Below are 21,266 nucleotides of genomic sequence, written 5' to 3'. Positions count from 1 at the left end.
ATAACTTTCCCGGGCTGTGCGTTTCTGTGGACAAGAGGCCGCCACGGGGTCACCAACTCCCGCCACGGGCAAGGAGAATCGGTCAAGAGGCCGCATCCGCTCTGCCCCGATTCAGGGAATGGTGCCCCCTTTTATTGACGACCCCGAACGATCACGTCGCGAGGAAATCAACAGCCTCACCAACCCCCTCAATTAGGACATAACGCCACGCAGGGGAATATCGAGTCGAAGGTCGGAACCCCACACCGGTAGCCTTGAGGGGTGATTGACCTTCGCCAGCTCCGTGAGGACCCCGACCGTGTCCGCGCCTCGCAGCGCGCCCGTGGAGAGGACGTCGCCCTGGTCGACGCCCTGCTCTCCGCCGACGAGCGGCGCAGGTCGTCCGGCGTCAGCTTCGACGAGCTCCGCGCCGAGCAGAAGGCGCTCGGCAAGCTCGTCCCCAAGGCCACCGGGGACGAGAAGACCGAGCTCCTGAAGAAGGCCGGTGAGCTCTCCGCCGCCGTCAAGGCCGCCAGCGCCGCGCAGGACGAGGCCGAGGAAGAGACCAAGCGGCTGCTGAGCCGGCTCGGCAACCTCGTCCACCCGGACGTCCCGGTCGGCGGCGAGGAGGACTTCACCGTCCTGGAGACGCACGGCACCATCCGCGACTTCGGTGCCGAGGGCTTCACGCCCAAGGACCACCTGGAGCTCGGCGAGGCGCTGGGCGCCATCGACGTCGAGCGCGGCGCCAAGGTGTCGGGCTCGCGCTTCTACTACCTGACGGGCATCGGCGCGCTCCTTGAGCTCGCCCTGGTGAACGCCGCGATCGCGCAGGCCACCGAGGCCGGTTTCATCCCGATGCTGACCCCGGCGCTGGTCCGCCCGCGCGCCATGGAGGGCACCGGCTTCCTCGGCCAGGCCGCCGAGGACGTCTACCACCTCGACAAGGACGACCTCTACCTGGTCGGCACCTCCGAGGTACCGCTCGCGGCGTACCACATGGACGAGATCATCGAGGCCGACAAGCTGCCGCTGCGGTACGCCGGCTTCTCGCCCTGCTTCCGCCGCGAGGCGGGCTCGCACGGCAAGGACACCCGGGGCATCATCCGTGTGCACCAGTTCGACAAGGTCGAGATGTTCTCGTACGTCGCACCGGAGGACGCGGAGGCCGAGCACCTGCGCCTCCTCGAGTGGGAGAAGCAGTGGCTGACCAGCCTCGGGCTGGCCTTCCAGGTGATCGACGTCGCCAGCGGTGACCTGGGCTCCTCGGCCTCGCGGAAGTACGACTGCGAGGCCTGGATTCCGACGCAGGGCAAATACCGCGAGCTGACCTCCGCGTCGAACTGCAATGAGTTCCAGGCACGTCGGCTGTCGGTGCGGATGCGCGACGGCAAGAAGGCCCGGCCGCTCGCCACGCTGAACGGCACGCTGTGCGCCGTACCGCGCACGATCGTGGCCATCCTGGAGAACCACCAGCTGCCCGACGGGTCGGTACGGGTACCCGAGGTGCTCCGTCCCTACCTGGGCGGGCGCGAGCTGCTTGAGCCGGTCGCCAAGTGACGCTCCCCGCCGAGGCCGCCGAGGCCGCCGGGAGCTCCCCGTTCCCGTACAAGCTGGTCGCGACCGACCTGGACGGGACGCTGCTGCGCTCCGACGAGACGGTCTCGCCGCGCACCCGTGACGCGCTGACCGCCGCCTGTGCGGCGGGCGCGGCGCATATCGTCGTGACCGGCCGGGCGGTGCCCTGGACCCGGCACATCCTCGACGACCTCGGCTACGAGGGGCTCGCGGTGTGCGGCCAGGGCGCGCAGCTCTACCACGCGGGGGAGCACCGGCTGCTGACCTCGGTGACCCTGGACCGCCAGCTGGCCGGGCTCGCCGTGTCGAAGATCGAGGCCGAGGTCGGCCCGCTGGCCCTGGCCGCGAGCCGCGACGGCCTGGCGGGCGAGGTGCTGGTCGGCCCCGGCTACCGGGTGCAGGAAGGCCCGCTGCCGGTGGTGGAGCTCACCGAGACCGCCGAGCTGTGGTCGGCACCGGTGAACAAGGTCTACCTCCAGCACCCCGGCCTGACCGACGACGAACTGGCCTCGGTCGCGCGGCAGGTCGCCGGGGACCTGGTGGGCGTGACGATGGCCGGTGCGGGCATCGTCGAACTGCTCCCGCTGGGCCTCTCCAAGGCCACCGGGCTGTCGCTGGCCGCACGGCGGCTCGGCCTCAAGGCCGCGGACACGATCGCGTTCGGCGATATGCCCAACGACATCCCGATGTTCGGCTGGGCGGCCTGCGGCGTGGCCATGGCCAACGCCCACGCCGAACTGAAGGCGGTGGCCGACGAGGTGACGACGTCCAACGAGGACGACGGCATCGCGCGGGTCCTGGAGCAGCTGCTCTAAGGCCCGCTCCAGGAGCCGCGCCGCTGTCGTCTCAGCGGGTCGGAGTGACCAGCCGCAGGTTGAAGACGTGGTCGCCGAGAGCGCCCGCGACGGCGATGAACATCAGGGCCAGGTGCTCCTGGCCCCGCGCGGTGGCGATGCCGCCCAGGTCGAGCCGGGCCTCGGGCGGCCAGCCGAGGTCTTCGAGCAGCCCGGCGACCTGTGCCTTGGCCGCCGCGTCGTCGCCGGAGAGGAAGACCGTGCTGGGGCCGCTCAGGGTCTTCTCGGGGTGGGCCATCACCACGCTGTCCATGGTGCAGAGCGTCTTGACGACCCGGGTCCGCGGAAGCGCCCGCTGAAGCTGCTCGCCGAGGCTGGCGTCGAGATGGGAGAGCCCCAGGTCCGGGGTGAGGTCGATGGCGATGTCCAGGAGGACCTTTCCGGCCAGCTGGGTCCGTACGGTGGGCAGCAGGTCGAGCGAGGCGTTGCCTCCCGTGGCGTTGACGACGATCTCGCCGTGCGCCGCCGCGTCGGCCACCGGGACCACCGGCAGCTCCAGGTCCCGCCCGGTGGTCTCCGGGTCGCGTGACCCGAAGACCACCTCGTGGCCCGCCGCGGCCGCTCCCGCCGCAACTGCCTTGCCTACATTGCCTGTTCCAAGGATTCCGATACGCATGGGAACGACGCTAGGCGCCGTACGCGGCCCGGGTATCGGGACAAGGGACCAGATGCGGCCGAGGTGGGACTAGGGCGTGTGTCGGAAGTCCCTCCGTCCGCCCGGAGGGCGGGCCCTGCGGCGTCTGGTGCGTGCTCTCGGCGTGCCGGGCGCTGGCCCTCGTACTGGATGTACTTGGGCCTGTGCCCGGTGCGGCGAGAGTGCGTGCCAGGCGTCGCGGGGCAGGAGGGACCTCCGACACACGCCCTAGGCCGCAGGGCCTCGTCCCACCTCGGGGTGCGGACCGCTCAGCGGGTCACTCCTCGCCCGCCAGCGTCAGCGTGCGCAGCTTCTGGCCCGCGTACCAGGTCGCGGCGACCGTGACCGCGGCCAGCAGGATCGCGGCGGTCGGGAGGGCGACGGCGGAGCTGACCAGCTGGCCGCCCGCGACCTTCTCGGCGAGGGCCAGGGACCACTGCTGGACGCTGAGGGTCTTGGCGCCCTCGATCAGCGAGCCGAACAGCGTCTCCCAGACCAGTGCGTAGACCAGCCCGATGACCACCGCGTGCCTGCTGACGGTGCCCAGGAGCAGGAAGACCGCGGCGTACGCGATCGAGGCGACCAGCGCGGCGACGGTGTAGGCCACCGCGATCTGCTGGCCGTTGCCGTTCAGGATCATTCCGGCGATGAAGGTGGGGATCGCCGAGAAGGCCATGGTCACGGCGATCGCGACAGTCAGCTTGGTGAGGATGATCGTCGGCCGCTTGATGGGCTTGGCCAGCAGATACACCACCGAGCCGTCGTCGATCTCCGGACCGATCGCGCCGGTGCCCGCGATGACGCCGATCAGCGGCACCATCGTGGCGAGCGCGAACCCGCCGAGCACATCGGCGGCGATCTGGTCGTCGGCGCCGCTGAAGCCGCGTACCGCACCGGCGATCACCAGCAGCAGGGCGGGCAGCAGGAACAGGATCAGGGCCCGGCGGCGGCCGAGCAGGGCCCGGTAGGTGAGCCGGGCGACCGTGGGGTCGTACATTTTCGTCAAGCTCCCTTCAGGCCGCGACGAGGTAGGAGAAGACCGACTCAAGGGACTCGTCGGACGGCGAGACCGTGAGCAGTCTGATGTGGTGCTCCTTGGCGACCTTCGGGAGCAGCTCGGTGAACCGCCCGAAGTCCACGGCCTGTACGCGCAGCGCGCCCTCGGCCAGGTCCACCTCGATGCCCGCCGTCGACGGGTCCGCGATCAGTGCGGCGGCCAGCGCGCGGTCGTCGCTGGAGCGCACCAGATAGCGGTGCGGGCGGTCGGTCATCAGGCGGCGGATACGGCGGAAGTCGCCGCTGGCCGCGTGCCGTCCGGCCACGATCACCTCGATGTGCGAGGCGAGTTGCTCGACCTCCTCCAGGATGTGCGAGGAGAACAGCACGGTGCGGCCGTCGGCGCCCATCCGGCGCAGCAGGTCCATCAGGTGCATGCGCTGGCGCGGGTCCATGCCGTTGAAGGGCTCGTCGAGCAGCAGCACGGACGGGTCGTGGACCAGTGCGGACGCCATCTTCACGCGCTGCCGCATGCCCTTGCTGTACGTGGAGATCTTGCGGTCCTCGGCGTACTCCATCTCGACCGTGGCGAGCGCCTGTTGGGCGGCCTTCTTGCCGAGACCGTGCAGTTCGGCGTTGGCGAGGACGAACTCCTTGCCGGTGAGGAAGTCGTACATCGCCTCGCGTTCGGGGACGATGCCGATCTCGCGGTAGATCTGTTCGTTGCGCCAGATCGTCTTGCCGTCGAGGGTGACCGTGCCGGTGGAGGGGGCGAGGAAGCCGCCCATCATGTTGATCAGGGTGGACTTGCCGGCACCGTTGGGGCCGAGCAGGCCGGTGACGCCCGGGCCGATCGTCATCTGGATGTCGTTTACGGCTACGACATTTCCGAACCAGCGGGATGCGTGGTCGATGTTGAGGGTTGTCACAGCCCGACCTTTCGGTAGCGGCGCATCAGGGCTCCGTACGAGCCCGCGACGAGTGCGAGGACGACCAGCAGGTAGACGACGCCCGTTCCGGTGCTCGGTCCTTCCCCTCCGGGGAAGGCGGACGCGGCGCCGAGGAACGCGGTCTGCACACCGTCGATCAGCGTGACGGGCGAGAACAGCCCGAGCCAGGAGACCGCGCCGGTGGAGCCCTGCTCCCAGGCGATGGCCTGCACGGTGGACACCGCGCCGTAGGAGACGGTCATGACGGCGATCACGGCGGCGACGCCGAAGCCGCGGCGCGGGGTCAGCGCGGCCATCACCAGCCCGAGGCCGGCGAAGAGCAGCGAGAGCAGGCCGACGGAGAGCAGGCCCTGTGCGAAGCCCTTGGTCTGGTCGGTGAAGTCCATCTTGGCGAGCAGTGATCCGATGTAGAGGATGGCGACGGGTGCGGCGGTCAGCGCGAAGAGGGCCGAGGCCATCGCCGCGTACTTGGCGAGTACGTAGTCGATCCGCTCGATCGGGCGCGAGAAGTACAGCGGTACGGACTTGAAGCGCAGGTCGCGGGAGACCGACTGCGGCGCCTGGGCGGCCAGGAAGAGCGCGATGACGGCCTGCAGGTAGATCGCGTAGCGCGTGTAGTCGAGCGGCAGGTCGTTGAGGTCGGTGGCGACGGCGACCGCGACGATGATCGCCGCGGGCAGGCACATCACGGCCAGGAGCAGCATCGGCAGCACCTTGGACTTGGCGCTGCGGCCAAGGCCGTAGGCGCCGCGCAGGGACTGCGAGTAGAGGGACCTGCGGGCGTACGCGCGGCCCAGGCGCTGGCCGTCGTACTTGCGGTAGCCGATGTTGTGGATCTGGGTGGTCTCGGTGCTCATCGGACCTGTACCTCCGGTGCCTGGACCTGTCCCTCTGGGGCCTGCGTCGCCGTCGCCGGGGCTGCCGCGTCCGCGGCATCCGCCTCTGAGTGGAAGACCTCCGCGATGTGGTGGCGGCGCTGTTCCATGCGGACGAGTCCGAGGCCGAGGTCCGCGACGGTGTCGCGCACGATGTCGTACGTCTGCTCGCCGGTGGCCTCGATCAGCAGGATGTGCCCGGCGCCGGGCAGACCGTCCTCCACGCGCGCGTGGAGTGTGACGCCCGCGGCGGCGAGTGCCTCGCGTACCGCGCGGCTGCCGTCCGGGTGGGCGTCGGTGTCGGTGACCTCGATCGCCAGGGTGCCCATGGTCTGGGTGAAGTCGCTGGTGGAGCTGGACCGCAGCAGGGAGCCGCCGTCGATGACGACCACGTGGTCGCAGGTGCGCTCCAGCTCGCCGAGCAGGTGCGAGGTGACCAGGACCGAGATGCCGAAGTCGGTGTGGACGCGGCGGATCAGGTCGAGCATGTCGTCCCGGCCGACCGGGTCGAGGCCGTTGGTGGGCTCGTCCAGGAAGACCAGCTCGGGGTCGTGGACCAGCGCCTGGGCCAGCTTGACCCGCTGCTTCATACCGGTCGAGTAGCCGCCGATGGGGCGGTACCGCTCTTCGTAGAGGCCGACATGGCGCAGGGTGTCGGCGGTCCGTTCGCGCGCCGCGGTGGGCGGCAGTCCGGACATCCGGGCCATGTGGACGACGAACTCGGTGGCCGAGACATCGGGCGGCAGGCAGTCGTGCTCCGGCATGTAGCCGACCTTCTCGCGGATGTCACCGCCCTGGGTGGCGACGTCCAGGCCGAGCACGTGGGCACGGCCTTCGGTCGCCGGGGACAGACCAAGAAGGATCTTGATCAGCGTGGACTTGCCGGCCCCGTTGGCACCGACGAGTCCGGTCACACCGGGGCCGATATCCACGGAGAGCCGGTCAAGAGCGGTCACCCGGGGGAACCGCTTGCTCAGGCTTTCGGTCGCGATCACAGTCACGTTTTCGAAGGTAGTGGCGCGGGCCACACCAGGCGTCAGACCAGGCGGCTGCTTCGGTCTCCGACTTCGGGCGTACGCGCCCGTAGGGGTCATCCCAAAGGCCTGTGCCCGTGTGTCAGGGGCAGGCGCGCACGGTTGACAGGGGCAGGCGCGCACGGTTGACAGGGGCAGGCGCGCACAGTTCCGGGCAGCGGGGTTTTCCACAGGTCTGCGACAGGCCTCTTGACGCAGCCGCTGAGCATTGTCACATTCATCAGTGTCAAGTTACGAGCACGTACCGCACACGGGACGGACCGGTGGCATGGCCTCAGCAGTGATGTCTGAACTCAGCGCGGAGCTGCGGGGGTTCAGGGAAGTGCAGACCCTGGCATACGAGTGCGCGGAAGCGGTCGCGGCGCAGCTCAGGCCGGGGGTGACCGAGCGCGAGGCGGCGCGGATGCAGCGCGAGTGGCTGCGTGAGCGCGGGGTGCGCGACTGGTTCCATCTGCCGTTCGCCTGGTTCGGGGACCGTACGGCCTTCGTGGGCTTCAAGGTGCCGCTGCAGTTCTTCCCGACCAACCGGAAGCTGGAGCCGGGGATGCCCTTCATCCTCGACATGGCCCCGGTCTACCGGGGCTACACCTCGGACATCGGGTACTCGGGGTGCCTGGGCCTCAATCCCGTACACAACAAACTCCTCGCGGACCTCCAGGCCCACCGCGAGCTGATCCTGCGCGAGGTCCGCGAGCGGCGGCCGCTGCGGGAGATCTACGAGAACGTGGACCGGCTGATGGTCCGCCAGGGCTATGCCAACCGGCACCGCGCCTACCCCTTTGGGGTCATCGCGCACAAGGTCGACCGGATCAGGGAGCGCCGCTGGTCGCCGACCGTCTTCGGGTTCGGCACCCAGGCGCTCAAGGGCCTGGCGGGGGACGCGATCCACGGCCACCGCGACGGCTGGTCGCCGCTGTGGAGTCCGTACAGGTTCTCCGACCACCCACCCCAGCCGGGCCTGTGGGCGGTCGAACCGCACCTCGGATTCCGGGGTACGGGCGCGAAGTTCGAGGAGCTCCTGGTGGTCACCGACTCGCGTAATCCTGAGGAGAGCGCGTTCTGGCTGGACGACGATCTGCCGCATGTGCGGCGCTGGGCGGAGGACGCGGCATGAGCATGGACGGTCTGCGGGGGGCGCGGGAGCGCTGGGTCCGTACGGGCGGCGTGGAGCTGTGCGTCGCCGAGCTGGGGGACACGGCGCAGCCGACGGTCCTGCTGGTGCACGGCTATCCGGACTCCAAGGAGGTCTGGTCCGAGGTCGCCCAGCAGCTGGCCGAGCACTTCCATGTGGTGCTGTACGACGTACGGGGCCACGGCAGGTCGACGGCGCCGACCCCGCTGCGCGGCGGTTTCACCCTGGAGAAGCTGACGGACGACTTCCTGGCGGTCGCGGACGCGGTCAGCCCGGACCGGCCGGTGCATCTGGTGGGGCACGACTGGGGCTCGGTGCAGTCCTGGGAGTTCGTCACGGTCCGGCGCACCGAGGGCCGGATCGCGTCCTTCACCTCGATGTCGGGTCCGTCCCTCGACCACTTCGGGCACTGGATCAAGAAGCGGATGGCGCGGCCGACTCCGCGCCGGGTCGGCCAACTGCTCGGCCAGGGCGCCAAGTCCTGGTACGTGTACCTGCTGCACACCCCGGTGCTGCCGGAGCTGGCCTGGCGTGGCCCGCTCGGCAGCCGGTGGCCGAAGATCCTGCAGCGCGTGGAGAAGGTCCCGGCCGGTGACTACCCGACGTCGTCGCTGCCGTCGGACGCCGCGCACGGCGCCTGGCTCTACCGGGACAACATCCGCGCCCGGCTGCGCAGGCCGCGCGCCGACGCGTACGCCCACGCGCCCGTGCAGCTGATCACCCCGACCGGCGACATGTTCCTGTCCCCGAAGCTGTACGAGGAGCTGGAGCTCTGGGCGCCCCAGCTGACCCGCAGGGTGCTGCCGGCCAAGCACTGGGTGCCGCGTACCCGCCCGGACCAACTGGCCGCCTGGATCACGGACTTCGTGCACACACAGGAAGACCTCGGACTGACCTCGGTGAAGGGGGCCGCGGTGGCGGCGCGGAGCACGGCGGCCACCGGACGGCACGCGGACCGGTTCGGCGGCCAGCTGGTACTGGTCACCGGAGCGGCCAGCGGGATAGGGCGAGCCACCGCGTTCGCGTTCGCCGAGGCGGGGGCCAGGGTGGTGGCCGTGGACCGGGACGCCGAAGGCGCGGCCCGTACGGCGGAGCTGTCGCGGCTGATCGGCGCTCCCGACGCCTGGGCCGAGACGGTGGACGTCAGCGACGAGCAGGCCATGGAGAAGCTCGCCGAGAAGGTCGCCACGGAGTACGGCGTGCTGGACGTCCTGGTGAACAACGCCGGGATCGGGCTCTCCGGCTCCTTCTTCGACACCACCGCGGACGACTGGAAGAAGGTCCTGGACGTCAACCTCTGGGGCGTCATCCACGGCTGCCGGATATTCGGCAAGCAGATGGCGGACCGCGGCCAGGGCGGCCATATCGTCAACACCGCGTCGGCGGCCGCCTATCAGCCGTCCCGGGCGTTGCCCGCGTACTCCACGTCGAAGGCGGCGGTGCTGATGCTCAGCGAGTGCCTGCGCGCCGAGCTGGCGGGCCAGGACATCGGGGTCTCCGCGATCTGCCCCGGCTTCGTCAACACCAACATCACCGCGACCGCCCGCTTCGCCGGGGTCGACGCGGCGGAGGAGCAGCGCCGCCAGAAGAAGTCATCCCGGCTGTACGGGCTGCGCAACTACCCCCCGGAGAAGGTCGCGGACGCGGTCCTCGACGCGGTGGTGAAGAACCAGGCCGTGGTCCCGGTCACCCCCGAGTCGCGCGGCGCCTATCTGATGTCCCGCTTCACGCCCAGGACGCTGCGCGCGATCGCCCGATTGGAGCCGCCGTTGTGAGCACGGAAGGACACTGTCCGCCGGAAGCGCACTATGCGATCGTCCCGCGCCGGGTCTCCTTCGACTGGGAGCGGACGCCGCTGCACTGGATACCCGGCGAGCCCACCGCCACCCATGTCATCAATGTGCTGCACCTGCTGCTGCCCGCGGGGGAGCGGTGGTTCGTCAAGGTCTTCAAGGAGGGCCTGCCGCTGGTCGACGACCCGGAGCTGCTGCGGGACGTCAAGGGCTTCATGGGCCAGGAGGCCACCCACAGCGTGCAGCACGCCCATGTGCTGGACCACCTGGCGGCGCAGCACCTCGACACCCGCCCGTACACCCGGTACGTCGACTTCCTCTTCGAGAAGCTCCTCGGCGAGCAGCCGCCGCTCGGCGCGCCGGTACCGACGCAGGAGTGGCTGCGCTTCCGGCTCGCGGTGATCGCCGCGATCGAGCAGTTCACGGCCGTCCTGGGCGACTGGGTGCTGCGGGCCGGCGCGCTGGACGAGACCGGCGCGGACGAGGTCATGCTGGATCTGCTGCGCTGGCACGGCGCGGAGGAGGTCGAGCACCGCGCGGTCGCCTTCGACATGTACCAGCACTGCGGCGGCGCGGGGCTGCCCCGCTATGCGCGGCGGGTTTGCGGGATGGCAGTCACCGCGCCGGTGATGCTGTACCTCTGGGTCTGGGGCGCCGCGTATCTCATCCGGCACGACCCCCGGCTCGCCGGGCGGCTGCGCTACTCGCTGCGCGAGCACAACCGCGCCGTACGCCGCGGGCTGCTCCCCACCTGGCGGGAGATCGGTGCGGCCGTTCCCCGCTATCTGCGGCGGTCGTACCATCCCTCGCAGGAAGGCTCGCTGCGCCGGGCCGTCGAGTATCTGGCGACCTCGCCGGCGGCGCGGGCCGCGGCGGGAGCCGTCGGCAGAGCGGCCATCGCGTGAGACGCGCCGCAGGGTGAGAGGGGTGGGGAGCGTGGACGAGCAGTCTGCCGCCGGGCACCGGGCCGAGTACCGGATCGAGGACCTGGCGCACCACAGCGGTGCCACGGTCCGTACGATCCGGGCCTACCAGGACCGCGGTCTGCTCCCCCGCCCGGAGCGGCGCGGCCGGTCGAACGTGTACGGGGACACCCATCTGGCCCGGCTGCGGCAGATCGCCGATCTGCTCGACCGCGGCTACACCCTGGCCTCCATCAAGGAGCTGCTCGAGGCCTGGGACTCGGGTCGCGGTCTCGGCGGCGTACTGGGCCTGGTCGCCGAGGTGGACGGGCCGTGGACCGACGAGGAGGCCGACCGCATCACCCGCGCCGAGCTGGACGCCAGGTTCGGCGGCCGGCCGAACGACGCGGCGGTCGAGGAGGCCATCGCCCTCGGCGTCCTGGAGCGCATCCCCGGCCGGGACGACGAGTTCCTGGTGCCGAGCCCTCAGGAGCTGGCGGTGGCCGCCGAGTTGCACGAGGCGGGGGTGCCGCTGGCCGCGATCGCCGCGCATCTGCGGGAGTTGCGCGGCCAGGTCGAGCACATCGCCTCCCGTTTCCTGGAGTTCACCACCGAGCATGTCTTCGCCCGCTATCTGGGCCACACCCCGCCGACCGACGCCGACGCGGCCGAGGCGGCTGTCCTGGTACGCCGGCTGCGGCCACTCGCCCAGCAGTCCGTGGACGCCGAACTCGCCCGCGCGATGCGGACGTTCGCCACCCGCCACCTCCAGCACCACCTCGGCGCCGCGAAGCCGGCACCCGAGCCGAGCGGCGACGTCTCCGTATCCCTTCCAGCCCATACGGTTCAGGCTGTGCACAGGCTTGTTGGGCAGGACAACGCCGCGGAGTTCATCGCGGTGGCGGCGGAACGCGAGGTGCAGTCCAGGGCGTTGGACGCCCTTGCCGCAAACCCCCTGAGCTCCCCGGATGTTGGCGAACCCCACTAATCGGGCCGCCACTTGTCCACAGCTTCACCAACTCGCCTGTGGAAAACCAGTGTTGCCTGTGGATCATGCATGGCTGGGTCGACATCGACACGCTCGTCGCGGCCGACCGCGAGACCGCGACCCGTGTCGGCGCCCGCCGCGGCCGTCCCGTCGTCCTGTCCGTGGACGCCGGAGCCATGCACCGCGACGGCCACGAGTTCCGGGTCAGCGACAACGGCGTCTGGCTCACCGCCGCCGTCCCCGCGAGCTATCTGCGCACGGCAAAATAGGGCGCATGGAACAACTGGGAAGCACCGAAGCCGTCGTCCAGGCCGTACGCGAGATCGCCGCGCAGTACGACCGCGAGTGTCACGCCACTCATGACATAGGCGCCGACCAGACCTCGCGCCGTACCGCCGCGGGCATCACCGTCACCACCGACCCTGACGGCTCGCTGCCGCACGAGGCGCATCTGGAACTCAGCGGCACCCCGGCGATCGAGGTGCGGGTCTTCCCCGAGGGCGACGCCAAGATCACCGTCGACAACGTGGAGTTCCACGACCTGCCACGCGACGACGTACCCCCCTTCCTGCACTCGGTGTACGGCGGCCTCGCCTACGTCAAAGGCCGGTTCTTCCCGCCCGGCTGGCGCCTCGTGGTGCCGCTGCCCGGCGACCGTACGTACAAGGAGATAACCCACGGCGTCGGCCTCACCCCCTGGCTGAGCAGCAAGGTCCGCTAGGGGGGCTCCCCGATCTCCGTGGGCCCGCGGCGGCGGATCACGAGGGCTCAGCCGAGTTGGGCCAGGGCCTCCGTGGCGATCCGCTCGAAGACCGCCTGGTCGGCGGCGAAGTCCGAGTCCGGGATCGGCGCGCGGATGGCGATCTCCGTGAAGCCCAGCTCTCGGTGCTTGCCCGCGAAGTCGACGAACGCGTCCAGCGACTCCATCGGACGTCCGCGGTCCGGTGTGAACCCGGTGAGCAGGATCTTGTCCAGCTCGGCCACGTCCCGGCCGATGTCCACGCACGCCTTGCCGAGCTTCTCGAACTGCCCGCGAATCGCGTCCCGCGACTGCCCCGGGGTGCCTGTCTCGAAAAGCTTCGGGTCGCCCGTGGTCACCCACGCCTGCCCGTGCCTGGCCGCGAGCTTCAGCCCGCGCGGCCCGGTCGCGGCGACGGCGAAGGGCAGCCGGGGCCGCTGGACGCAGCCGGGGATATTGCGGGCCTCGTCAGCGGAGTAGTGGGTCCCCTGGTGGGTGACCGCGTCCTCGGTCAGCAGCCGGTCAAGGAGCGGGACGAACTCCCCGAACCTGTCGGCGCGCTCGCGCGGGGTCCACGCCTCCTGGCCCAGCGCGGTCGCGTCGAAGCCGTTGCCACCGGCGCCTATGCCCAGGGTGACCCGCCCGCCGGAGATGTCGTCCAGCGAGATCAGCTCCTTGGCGAGCGTCACCGGATGCCGGAAGTTGGGCGACGTGAACTTGCGGGCCGAGGCAGCCGGTTGGCGGGGCCCGCGTACGCGTTACTCCCCGTTCTGCTGCCAGACGGAGGTGAGCGCGGCGACCGGGTCGGTGTCGGCCGGTGCGGCGGGCCACCATTCGCCGTCGTCCTCCCTGAGGTAGGGGTACCAGCGGGTGTCGGGGCCCAGGCGAAGTTGGATGCCGTGGTTGGTGAGAGTGAGGCGGTTGCGCCAGGCCCGGAGAGGGGCGGGCGCGGCGGTCATATCGGCGAGGGCCTCGGCCAGGGCGGTACGGGCGGCCGTCATCATCGTCGGGTCGGGGGTGTGGGCCTGTTCGGCGACGGTGATGGCGGTGGGGCCGCCGTGGCGCCAGGCGCGGGTGAGACGGGCGAACGCGGTCGGTTTGGTACCGGTGTTCTGGATCAGGTGGTGGAACCACTCGGGTCCGGGACTGCTCGCGGCGATGCGGACCGCGTCCTGGTGCTGGGACAGGTGCAGGCTGGTGGTGTCGCCCGCGAAAATCCGCGCGGCGCGTGTCGCAACGTCGGCCATGAGGTGCTCCAGGTCCGGGGTGGCCAGGCCGGTGCCGGGTGGTGGGGCCACGGGCAGCGCGGCTGTGTGGGCGGCTGGTTCCGGGAGTTCGGGCAGCAGAGGGGCGTGCTCGGCCCAGCGGCAGTACGCGGCGGCGGCCGGAATACCGGTCGGGGCGGGTGGAGCGGCGGTCTGCCGGGGTGCCGTACGGCGGGCGCGCAGCTGGGCGAAGACCTCCTCGCGGCCGCGCCCGCGCAGCGCGAAGAGTACGAACGGGTCGGCGTCGGCGGTTCCATCCGGCGTCGCTTGGCGCGGGCCACCAGCTTCGGGTCGGCGACCACCCATTGGTCGCGCAGCCGGACCAGGGGGCGGCGTGCCTCGGCGAGGGCGTCCAGCTCAGCCTCGGTGAGCGGCTCACCGCCGAGTGAGATCCGCCAGCGGAAGTCGAGCAGGGCATCGGTGTCGAGGAGGCCGCCCACGGCGGACCCGGGGGCGGTGCGCTGCTCGATCTGAGCGGTCGCGGTGAGCGCCTTGACCAGTTCGCGCGGCCAGTGCACGTCGATACCGGCCGCGCGCAACGTGTCGGTGGCGTCCCCCAGCAGGTCGAAGGCTTCGTCGTCGGTCAGCCGGAGCTGATCGGGCGTGGCGTCCTTGAGTAGACGTGCGAGAGGGGGCCAGACGCGGGCGCCGCGGCGCAGTGCGAGCAGCGTCTCGGTCTCGGCACGCGGGCCGAGCAGCCGCGCCGTCTCGGTCGGCTCGCTCCACAGTCGGCTGGCCTCGATGACGAGCGCCGGGTCCGCCGCGGTGTGCAGCTGCAGGCTGGCCCGGAACTGTCGGCGCCGCCCCTCGGGAACGTCGACACGCAGCGAGACGCCGACCTCGGCGGCGAACGCGGCGGCGGTCTCCTCGGCCCACTCGCGCAGGACGGGTACGGCCCGCGCCTCCCGCCAGGCGTACGGCAGCGCTCCCATGGCGAGCGGAGCGGCCGGAGTACGGACCAGATCGTCAGCGACCGCGTCGCAGAACTGGCCTACCAGTGCGGCCGGTTCGGCGATCCGCAGCGGGGGTGGTCCGGGCTCGGGCAGGCAGTGGGCGTGGGGCGGAAAGTTCGCGGCCAGGGTGTCCAGCGCCTGACGCTGAGCGGCGGTGAAGGGGCCCGCCTGCCAACTGTCGTAGCCGGCGGGGGTGAGGCCCGGGTGGAGACGGCCGTCGGCGAGTAGCCGCAGCGCGAAGCGGGCGGCGGTCTGCCACGCGGCAGCGGAGGGATGCGGCGCCGTGGCTCCGGTAAGAGCGGCAACGGCCACGGCGACAGGGAGCGCGTAACCCTCCACCCTGCGCCGCCTGACCGAGCGGCCGTGCGGCAGCACCAACTCCACTGACTCGGTTTCGATGCCTGCAGGTGCCACGCTGTTCCCGGCGGCCGCTCCGGCGGGTTTCCACAGCAGCATCCGCCCGAGGCGGGCGGGCTCGCCGGGCAGGAACATTGCCGCCCAGCCGCCTTCGAGTAGCCCCCTCGCGAAGGCGGCTGCCTCCGGCGTGGCCAGCGGCGGCGCACTCCTCATGCCCATACCCGGCTCTCGTGCAACGACCCGTGCCACTCCCGACCGCCTTACCGCTTTCGGAGGGCCTTCTTCGTAGCTCGCCCACCACCGAACTCCACCAAGCACTGTCATCCACTGGCAAGTTCGGGCCTGGCCTTCACTGCCGGAAATGAGCCAGAACGCAGGGGCTTCTGCCTCTACGGCGCAGCGCTACGGTGAGGTCATGAGCCCCTTGGACCCCGCCACGCTGGAGAAGCTGATCGAAGACGCCACCGTGGACGCCTACGGCGAGGAGGAGCAGCTCATCGGCCTCTTCACAATGATCGAGGAGAACCTCGCCGTACCGTTCACCACCACTGTTCTCGGCGTCGAGGTGGACGTGATCGGTATCGATCTGACCAGGGACGGACGCGTGGTCGCCCGCTGTGCTCGGGGAGCGGTCCGGCAGAACATCGGCGTTCTGGACCTGCCGCTGCCCGACCCCGCCCCAGAGGGTTCGCCCTGGATCGAGGCATACCGCCACTGGGCCCGGTGAAACGAACAGAGAGCACGCAACGCGCATACCGCGATATGCTCGCTCTCATGGCTGACACCACGCGCATCACGGTGACGCTCCCCACCGACCAGGTGGCGGAGCTGAAGAAGCTCACAGATAACGTCTCCGGCTACGTGGCCGACGCGGTCGCCCGACAGATCCGGCACCAGCTCCTCGGAGCCGACCTGCGCAGCCACACAGACGAGCACGGGGCGTTCACCGAGGAGGAGCTGAGCGAGGCCCGAGCGCGGATCTTCGGTACGACGCACACCGCGGGCGACGCGAGCGCCGCGTGAGCGGCCACATCGAGACCGTCGTCCTGGACAGCGAGGGGCTGTCAGCCTGGGTTGCCCAGGACCGGAAGATTCTGGCGATGTTCCAGGTGTTCCACGAGATGGGATCCGATCTCGTCGTCAGCGCCAACACCATCGTGGAGGTGAGCCACACCCGGGTGAACCTGCCCCGGCTGCGATGGGCCCTCTCCCGGGTCAAGGTGGAGCCGGTCACGGAGGAAGCGGCCAAGGCCGCGGCACAACTACTCAAGGACGCCGGGCTGCACGGGCACAAGTACGCGATCGACGCCACCGTCGCGGAAGCGGCCCTGCGCCAGCCCGGCCCGGTCGCCATCCTCACCTCAGACGTCGACGACATGACCCGGTTGTGCGGCAACAAAGCCCAGATGATCGGGCTTTGACCGGCCCGCCGTCCCACTCCACCTGAGCTGTCTGGAGGGGCGGGGGATGTCATGGGGCGCGGACGTGCGCACCGAGAGGCCGTCTTGCTGGATGCCCACCGTGTCAGCCTGGACGTCGGCGTATCGCCGTAAGCTCTGAGCCATGAGTCTGCGCCTGAGCACCGTGATCCTGCCCGTACGCCGCTGGCACGACGGCGGCCGCGCCCAGTGGCAGCGCGCCGAGGAGCTCGGCTTCCACACCGCGTACACGTACGACCATCTGTCCTGGCGCACCTTCCGCGACGGCCCGTGGTTCGGGGCGGTGCCCACCCTGACCGCCGCGGCGGCCGCCACCAAACGGCTGCGTTTGGGAACGCTCGTAACGTCGCCGAACTTCCGCCACCCCGTGACGCTCGCCAAGGAACTCATCTCGCTCGACGACATCTCCGGCGGGCGGATCACACTCGGCATAGGCGCCGGCGGCAACGGCTTCGACGCCACGACGCTCCTCAAGGCAGACACGGAGCCGTGGACTCCGCGCGAGCGTGCCGACCGGTTCGGGGGGTTCCTGCCGCTGCTCGACCGGCTGCTGACCGAGGAGTCGGTGACGTACGAGGGGACCTTCTACTCGGCGACCGAGGCGCGGAACATCCCCGGGTGCCTACAGCGGCCGAGGCTGCCCTTCGCCGTCGCGGCCACCGGCCCGCGCGGTCTGAAGCTCGCGGCCCGGCACGGGCAGGCGTGGGTCACGACCGGCGACCCGAAGCTCTTCGAGACAGGCACGCCCGAGCAGTCGCGCGACGCGATCCGGGGACAGATCGAGAAGCTCGCCGCGGCGTGTGCGGAGATCGGCCGGGACGTCGCTGAGCTGGACAAGGTCCTGCTGACGGGCTTCACCCCGGACCGCAACCGGCCCCTGGAATCCCTCGATGCCTTCGTGGACTTCGCGGGTCAGCACGCGGAGCTCGGCTTCACCGAGATCGTCCTGCACGCTCCGATCCCGGACTCGGACTTCGCCACCGACCAGGCCGCCTTCGAGGAGATCGCGACCGAGGCACTCGCGCAGCTGCGCTGATCATCCGCACGGTGCGGGTCAGGTCAGGTCAGGACCGCATTTGCCCTGATCAGCGCGCGATAGGCGAAAAAGCCTTGACTGAGGTGACGAGGGTCCCGAGCCGCAGCCGTTCGGTGGCGGCCGCCGCGGCGGTCAGGGTGGGCAGCACGCCGAACCACGGGCCGTCGCGGAAGGTGCGCCAGGACAGATGGTCGTACGTGTACGCCGAACCACGGGCCGTCGCGGAAGGTGCGCCAGGACAGATGGTCGTACGTGTACGCGGTGTGGAAGCCGAGCTCCTCGGCGCGCTGCCACTGGGCGCGGCCACGTGTACGCGGTGTGGAAGCCGAGCTCCTCGGCGCGCTGCCACTGGGCGCGGCCCCCGCCGTCGAGCCAGCGGCGTACGGGCAGGATCACGGTACTCAGACGCAGACTCGTGAGACAGAGCCTACGTGGGGCCGAGCAGCCCCTCGGCTCGGAGCTCAGCGCAGGGCGCTGAGCTCCCGCCACTCAGCGGTACGGAGACGCAGTCAGCGGTAGAGCTTGTGCACCGCGACACGCGTGGTCCACCTGAAGTCGTTCACCGGGGCATCCTTGAGCCAGCCCAGCTGCCCCCACTTGACGTAGGTGACGGTCCGTCCGTCGCGGCCCACCGACATCAGGTGGATGTCCTTGCTGCCGACCTCGCGGTTCACGGTGTCCAGGCTGTAGACGTACGCGCCGTCCTCCACCCGCAGCTTGCCGTGCGGGCGGCTGGTCGCGTCCCAGTCGGGGTACTCGCGTTCGATGCGGTCACCGCAGCTGAGGAGCGCCCGGCGCAGGGTGGTGACAAGCGCGGCGGCCTCGGCCTCGGTCGCGGCGACCGTGGTGACCTGCTCGCCGCCGGTGTCCAGCTCGGTGCGGAAGGTGCGGTGCCTGGTGCCCTCGGCCTTGAAGGCATCCGGGGCGCAGAGCACCCCGAACTCCGGCAGCCCGTCGGCGACCGGTTCGGCCGTCCACGGCGTGGACGACGGCGGCATCTCGTCGGCGGAGAGGAACGCGGGCTCCGGGGTCTCGGTGGCCGCGGCGGTCGTGCTGAGCGGGACGACGGCCAGCGCGAGACCGAAGGCGGCGGTGGAGGCGGTGAGCGCGGCGCGGAGTGTGTTCATAACGGCATCCCTCGATAGGTGATCGACTGCGGTGAAGACGCTCACTAGCCTCGGCAGCGAAGGGAGTTGGCACAATGGATTGGCCTCCGCACGGCGAGATGGAACGATTCCACCCCCGTTGACGTGGACATATGTGAGTGGGGTGGAACACGGTCCGGAATGGCGACAGAGCGGGGGCGGGGCGGATGGCCAGAGCGAGGGAAGCCGCGGTCGAGGAGTTCGCGGAGCAGGTGCGCGCGCTCAAGGAGCGTTCCGGCCGCAGTTACGGGTCCCTCGCGCGACGGCTGAACATCAGCGCGTCGACGCTGTACCGCTACTGCTCGGGCGAGGCGGTACCGGCGCAGTTCACTCCGGTCGAGCGGCTGGCACGGATGTGCGGCGCCTCGGCCGAGGAGCGACTCCACCTCCAGCGGCTGTGGATTCTCGCGGACGCGGTCCGACGGCCACCGGCCACCGCGGGTACCGCGTCCGCCGTACCGGAGGAGGCGCGGGGCGATCGGTTTCACGTGAAACAGACTCTGCCGCCCGAGCCCGAGACTCCGGAATCTGCCCCGGCGCCGGAACAACCGGAGCAGGCGGAGTTGCCCGGCGACGGCACCCCGTCCACCGCGTCCACACCCCCACACGGACGCCCCACGTCCCGTACGCGCCACCGCCGCTGGGCTGTGCTCGTCGCGGCTGCCATCGCGGTCGCAGGGATGGGGCTGGGTGCCCTGGCGGCCTCCGGCTCCCCCTCCAGCCCGGGCTCCAGCCCCAGCCCAGGTTCCAGCCCCAGCCCGGATTCCGCCTCCAGCCTAGGTTCCAGCTCCAGCCCGAGTTCCAGCTCCAGCCCGAGTTCCAGGTCCAGCCAGAGTTCCAGCTCCAGCCCAGGTCCCGGCTCCAGCCCGAGTTCCAGCTCCAGCGCAGGCCCCAGCCCCGCCCCTGCCTCCGGGGCCACTCCGGCCAAAGGCCGGGAGACACCCGCCGCCGCTGCCGAAGTGCCGTTCACCTGGAGCGTGAAGCCCGATCTCGCGCCGGACGGGTGCGGGCACTTCTATCTGGCCGACCGCGATCCGGACCAGGTCCCCGCACCGCCGCCACCGCAGGACACCGCCGACTGGATGGACCCCCTGGACGCCGTGAGCGGAGGCAGCACCCAGCTCCGTATCAACCTCCAGGGCACCTCCGAGAAGCCGGTGGTGCTCGAAGCCCTGCGCGTACGGGTCACCGACCGCGCGGCGCCCGTGAAGTGGAACCTCTACCAGACGACCGCCGGGTGCGGCGGAGCCCTCAGCCCCCGCTACTTCGACGTGGACCTCGACCAGCCCCGTCCCCGTGCCCGGTCCGTCGCGGGCTTCGACGGCGAGGCCGAGCGGGAGATCCCCGCGGTGTCGTTCCCGTACACCGTGACCTCAACGGACCCCGAGGAACTGGTGGTGAAGGCCGAAACGGCCGCCTGCGACTGCCGCTGGCGCCTGGAGCTGGAGTGGAGCAGCGAGGGCCGCTCGGGCACGGTCGAGATCACCGACGACGGGCGCTCGTTCCGCACCAGCGGCATGAAGGGACGGCCGCTCCACTGGTACGACGACGAGGGCAGCCGCTGGGTCAGCGACGGCACGGGCTGAGGAGTCGGCGCCTCCACAGCCCGTCGGCATCAAATGTGCGCCCTCCCGCACGCCTGTGGGGCATATGCGGCACCATAGGGAAGTGACTGAACAATCCGGCCGCCCCGGACCCCCTCAGGCCCCCACCAGCCCGATCCGGCTGATCGCCACGGACCTGGACGGCACGCTGCTGCACGACGACAAGTCGGTGTCCGAGCGGACGATCGCCGCGCTCGCCGCCGCCGAAGAGGCCGGGATCGAGGTCTTCTTCGTGACGGGGCGCCCGGCCCGCTGGATGGACGTCGTCAGCGCCCATGTGCACGGCCACGGCCTGGCCATCTGCGGGAACGGCGCGGCCGTCGTCGATCTGCACGGCGGCCCCGGCACGCACCGCTTCGTCAAGCTCCGCCCGTTGGAGCGCGCGGCCGCGCTCGGCGTCATCGACATCCTGCGCACCGCCGCCCCCGGCACGTCGTTCGCCATCGAGCGCACCGGCGGCATACACCACGAGCTCGCCTACCCACCGCTGCACCTCGACCCCGCCGTGACCATCGCCCCGGCCGAGAAGCTGCTCGCGGAGAACTCCGACGTCGCCGACCAGCCGGTGCTCAAGATCCTCGCCCACCACACCGAGCTGTCCCCGGACGCGTTCCTCGCCCTGGCCCGTACCGCCATCGGCGACCACGCGTCGGTCACCCGCTCCAGCCCGACCGCGCTCCTGGAGATCAGCGCATCCGGCGTCTCCAAGGCCAGCACCCTCGCGCTGTGCTGCGCCGAGCGCGGCATCCCACCGGAGGAGGTCGTGGCCTTCGGCGACATGCCGAACGACGTGGAGATGCTGACCTGGGCGGGCACCTCGTACGCCATGGGCAACGCCCACGCGGACGTGATCGCCGCGGCCTCCGGCAGGACCGTCGCCAACAACGAGGACGGCGTCGCGGTGATCATCGAGCAGATCCTCCAGAACTAGGGCCCATCCCGGGGATCAGGCCTGGACGCGGCGCCCTGGCTGGCCGACTGACTGGCTGACTGGCTGACTGGCTGGCTGGCTG

Annotated in this window: 20 protein-coding genes and 3 pseudogenes; 14 read left to right on the top strand and 9 right to left on the bottom strand. The window is 70.8% G+C overall.

The features are described 5' to 3' along the window. The first annotated feature begins 261 nt into the window (after nucleotides 1-261). Both serS and U9R90_RS17845 read left to right on the top strand, forming a co-directional pair. Nucleotides 262-1,539: a serine--tRNA ligase gene (serS, locus tag U9R90_RS17850; RefSeq protein ID WP_411057444.1), complete on the top strand. Its 1,278-nt coding sequence runs from the start codon at nucleotides 262-264 to the stop codon at nucleotides 1,537-1,539. Next, nucleotides 1,536-2,372 (top strand): HAD family hydrolase, encoded by an 837-nt coding sequence (locus U9R90_RS17845; protein ID WP_411057443.1) that lies wholly within the window; start codon nucleotides 1,536-1,538, stop codon nucleotides 2,370-2,372. The genes serS and U9R90_RS17845 overlap by 4 nt, the downstream gene beginning before the upstream one ends. Nucleotides 2,373-2,403: 31 nt before the next feature. On the opposite strand, the gene U9R90_RS17840 is transcribed toward U9R90_RS17845, so the two are convergent. The 5 genes from U9R90_RS17840 to U9R90_RS17820 all read right to left on the bottom strand — a co-directional run bounded on the left by U9R90_RS17840 (nucleotide 2,404) and on the right by U9R90_RS17820 (nucleotide 6,960). Continuing rightward, nucleotides 2,404-3,027 carry an NADPH-dependent F420 reductase gene (locus tag U9R90_RS17840; RefSeq protein WP_411057442.1) on the bottom strand — a complete coding sequence of 208 codons (624 nt, stop codon included), beginning with the start codon at nucleotides 3,025-3,027 and terminating at the stop codon, nucleotides 2,404-2,406. Between the two features lie 295 nt (nucleotides 3,028-3,322). Continuing rightward, entirely contained in the window at nucleotides 3,323-4,042 is a 720-nt protein-coding gene (locus U9R90_RS17835; protein ID WP_411057441.1) for an ABC transporter permease subunit, read from the bottom strand. A 16-nt stretch (nucleotides 4,043-4,058) separates the two neighbouring features. Then, a complete protein-coding gene (locus U9R90_RS17830; RefSeq protein WP_411057440.1) occupies nucleotides 4,059-4,970 on the bottom strand; it encodes an ABC transporter ATP-binding protein in 912 nt (303 codons plus the stop codon). Next, nucleotides 4,967-5,848 carry an ABC transporter permease gene (locus U9R90_RS17825; protein WP_411057439.1) on the bottom strand — a complete coding sequence of 294 codons (882 nt, stop codon included), beginning with the start codon at nucleotides 5,846-5,848 and terminating at the stop codon, nucleotides 4,967-4,969. The genes U9R90_RS17830 and U9R90_RS17825 overlap by 4 nt, the downstream gene beginning before the upstream one ends. Continuing rightward, entirely contained in the window at nucleotides 5,845-6,960 is a 1,116-nt protein-coding gene (locus U9R90_RS17820; RefSeq protein ID WP_411057438.1) for an ABC transporter ATP-binding protein, read from the bottom strand. Before U9R90_RS17820 ends, U9R90_RS17825 begins: the two co-directional genes overlap by 4 nt. 208 nt (nucleotides 6,961-7,168) lie before the next feature. On the opposite strand from U9R90_RS17820, the gene U9R90_RS17815 reads away from it, so the two are divergent. The 6 genes and pseudogenes from U9R90_RS17815 (at nucleotide 7,169) to U9R90_RS17790 (ending at nucleotide 12,436) form a co-directional block, all read left to right on the top strand. Continuing rightward, nucleotides 7,169-8,014 carry a M24 family metallopeptidase gene (locus U9R90_RS17815; protein WP_411057437.1) on the top strand — a complete coding sequence of 282 codons (846 nt, stop codon included), beginning with the start codon at nucleotides 7,169-7,171 and terminating at the stop codon, nucleotides 8,012-8,014. 2 nt (nucleotides 8,015-8,016) lie between these two features. Next, on the top strand, nucleotides 8,017-9,807 hold the full coding sequence (locus tag U9R90_RS17810; protein WP_411057775.1) for an SDR family oxidoreductase: 1,791 nt from the start codon (nucleotides 8,017-8,019) through the stop codon (nucleotides 9,805-9,807). Further along, nucleotides 9,804-10,730 (top strand): metal-dependent hydrolase, encoded by a 927-nt coding sequence (locus tag U9R90_RS17805; RefSeq protein WP_411057436.1) that lies wholly within the window; start codon nucleotides 9,804-9,806, stop codon nucleotides 10,728-10,730. Before U9R90_RS17810 ends, U9R90_RS17805 begins: the two co-directional genes overlap by 4 nt. 31 nt (nucleotides 10,731-10,761) lie before the next feature. Then, nucleotides 10,762-11,715 (top strand): MerR family transcriptional regulator, encoded by a 954-nt coding sequence (locus tag U9R90_RS17800; protein WP_411057435.1) that lies wholly within the window; start codon nucleotides 10,762-10,764, stop codon nucleotides 11,713-11,715. A gap of 95 nt (nucleotides 11,716-11,810) precedes the next feature. Continuing rightward, nucleotides 11,811-11,984 (top strand): annotated as a pseudogene (locus tag U9R90_RS17795) (RNA 2'-phosphotransferase); the annotation flags it as partial. 5 nt (nucleotides 11,985-11,989) lie between these two features. Further along, nucleotides 11,990-12,436 carry a hypothetical protein gene (locus U9R90_RS17790; protein ID WP_411057434.1) on the top strand — a complete coding sequence of 149 codons (447 nt, stop codon included), beginning with the start codon at nucleotides 11,990-11,992 and terminating at the stop codon, nucleotides 12,434-12,436. Between the two features lie 47 nt (nucleotides 12,437-12,483). Here the strand turns inward: U9R90_RS17790 and U9R90_RS17785 are convergent. Together U9R90_RS17785 and U9R90_RS17780 are read right to left on the bottom strand one after the other, a co-directional pair. Then, nucleotides 12,484-13,167 (bottom strand): annotated as a pseudogene (locus U9R90_RS17785) (LLM class flavin-dependent oxidoreductase); the annotation flags it as partial. Nucleotides 13,168-13,571: 404 nt separating this feature from the next. Next, nucleotides 13,572-15,242 (bottom strand): SNF2 helicase-associated domain-containing protein, encoded by a 1,671-nt coding sequence (locus tag U9R90_RS17780; RefSeq protein WP_411057433.1) that lies wholly within the window; start codon nucleotides 15,240-15,242, stop codon nucleotides 13,572-13,574. A gap of 202 nt (nucleotides 15,243-15,444) precedes the next feature. Between U9R90_RS17780 and U9R90_RS17775 the strand changes: the two genes are divergently transcribed. The 4 genes from U9R90_RS17775 (at nucleotide 15,445) to U9R90_RS17760 (ending at nucleotide 17,504) form a co-directional block, all read left to right on the top strand. Further along, the gene (locus U9R90_RS17775) at nucleotides 15,445-15,756 is read left to right on the top strand and encodes a hypothetical protein (protein WP_411057432.1); all 312 of its coding nucleotides are present in this window, start codon (nucleotides 15,445-15,447) and stop codon (nucleotides 15,754-15,756) included. A 47-nt stretch (nucleotides 15,757-15,803) separates the two neighbouring features. Then, a complete protein-coding gene (locus U9R90_RS17770; RefSeq protein WP_411057431.1) occupies nucleotides 15,804-16,052 on the top strand; it encodes a hypothetical protein in 249 nt (82 codons plus the stop codon). Beyond that, entirely contained in the window at nucleotides 16,049-16,450 is a 402-nt protein-coding gene (locus tag U9R90_RS17765) for a DNA-binding protein (protein ID WP_411057430.1), read from the top strand. Before U9R90_RS17770 ends, U9R90_RS17765 begins: the two co-directional genes overlap by 4 nt. 142 nt (nucleotides 16,451-16,592) lie before the next feature. After that, nucleotides 16,593-17,504 carry an LLM class flavin-dependent oxidoreductase gene (locus U9R90_RS17760; protein ID WP_411057429.1) on the top strand — a complete coding sequence of 304 codons (912 nt, stop codon included), beginning with the start codon at nucleotides 16,593-16,595 and terminating at the stop codon, nucleotides 17,502-17,504. 58 nt (nucleotides 17,505-17,562) lie between these two features. On the opposite strand, the pseudogene U9R90_RS17755 reads toward U9R90_RS17760, so the two are convergent. Then, a pseudogene (locus U9R90_RS17755) lies at nucleotides 17,563-17,915 on the bottom strand (hypothetical protein); the annotation flags it as partial. A 98-nt stretch (nucleotides 17,916-18,013) separates the two neighbouring features. Beyond that, nucleotides 18,014-18,631 (bottom strand): hypothetical protein, encoded by a 618-nt coding sequence (locus tag U9R90_RS17750; RefSeq protein ID WP_411057428.1) that lies wholly within the window; start codon nucleotides 18,629-18,631, stop codon nucleotides 18,014-18,016. A gap of 185 nt (nucleotides 18,632-18,816) precedes the next feature. Between U9R90_RS17750 and U9R90_RS17745 the strand changes: the two genes are divergently transcribed. Together U9R90_RS17745 and U9R90_RS17740 are read left to right on the top strand one after the other, a co-directional pair. Then, nucleotides 18,817-20,235: a helix-turn-helix domain-containing protein gene (locus tag U9R90_RS17745; RefSeq protein ID WP_411057427.1), complete on the top strand. Its 1,419-nt coding sequence runs from the start codon at nucleotides 18,817-18,819 to the stop codon at nucleotides 20,233-20,235. A 64-nt stretch (nucleotides 20,236-20,299) separates the two neighbouring features. Further along, entirely contained in the window at nucleotides 20,300-21,184 is an 885-nt protein-coding gene (locus U9R90_RS17740; RefSeq protein WP_411057426.1) for a Cof-type HAD-IIB family hydrolase, read from the top strand. Nucleotides 21,185-21,266: the final 82 nt, after the last annotated feature.

This window comes from Streptomyces sp. E11-3 (genome assembly GCF_046540415.1).
GTDB lineage: Bacteria > Actinomycetota > Actinomycetes > Streptomycetales > Streptomycetaceae > Streptomyces.
This window is presented reverse-complemented; position numbering and strand designations above follow the sequence as displayed.

Excerpts from the sequence above, each read along its gene's own strand:
- U9R90_RS17760 (WP_411057429.1), top strand. The coding sequence starts at position 16,593 with ATGAGTCTGCGCCTGAGCACCGTGATCCTGCCCGTACGCCGCTGGCAC.
- U9R90_RS17810 (WP_411057775.1), top strand. The coding sequence starts at position 8,017 with ATGGACGGTCTGCGGGGGGCGCGGGAGCGCTGGGTCCGTACGGGCGGC.
- U9R90_RS17790 (WP_411057434.1), top strand. The coding sequence starts at position 11,990 with ATGGAACAACTGGGAAGCACCGAAGCCGTCGTCCAGGCCGTACGCGAG.
- U9R90_RS17740 (WP_411057426.1), top strand. The coding sequence starts at position 20,300 with ATGCGGCACCATAGGGAAGTGACTGAACAATCCGGCCGCCCCGGACCC.
- U9R90_RS17840 (WP_411057442.1), bottom strand. The coding sequence starts at position 3,027 with ATGCGTATCGGAATCCTTGGAACAGGCAATGTAGGCAAGGCAGTTGCG.
- U9R90_RS17815 (WP_411057437.1), top strand. The coding sequence starts at position 7,169 with ATGGCCTCAGCAGTGATGTCTGAACTCAGCGCGGAGCTGCGGGGGTTC.
- U9R90_RS17775 (WP_411057432.1), top strand. The coding sequence starts at position 15,445 with ATGAGCCCCTTGGACCCCGCCACGCTGGAGAAGCTGATCGAAGACGCC.
- U9R90_RS17745 (WP_411057427.1), top strand. The coding sequence starts at position 18,817 with ATGGCCAGAGCGAGGGAAGCCGCGGTCGAGGAGTTCGCGGAGCAGGTG.
- U9R90_RS17770 (WP_411057431.1), top strand. The coding sequence starts at position 15,804 with ATGGCTGACACCACGCGCATCACGGTGACGCTCCCCACCGACCAGGTG.
- U9R90_RS17835 (WP_411057441.1), bottom strand. The coding sequence starts at position 4,042 with ATGTACGACCCCACGGTCGCCCGGCTCACCTACCGGGCCCTGCTCGGC.
- U9R90_RS17825 (WP_411057439.1), bottom strand. The coding sequence starts at position 5,848 with ATGAGCACCGAGACCACCCAGATCCACAACATCGGCTACCGCAAGTAC.
- U9R90_RS17780 (WP_411057433.1), bottom strand. The coding sequence starts at position 15,242 with ATGAGGAGTGCGCCGCCGCTGGCCACGCCGGAGGCAGCCGCCTTCGCG.
- U9R90_RS17820 (WP_411057438.1), bottom strand. The coding sequence starts at position 6,960 with ATGACCCCTACGGGCGCGTACGCCCGAAGTCGGAGACCGAAGCAGCCG.
- U9R90_RS17750 (WP_411057428.1), bottom strand. The coding sequence starts at position 18,631 with ATGAACACACTCCGCGCCGCGCTCACCGCCTCCACCGCCGCCTTCGGT.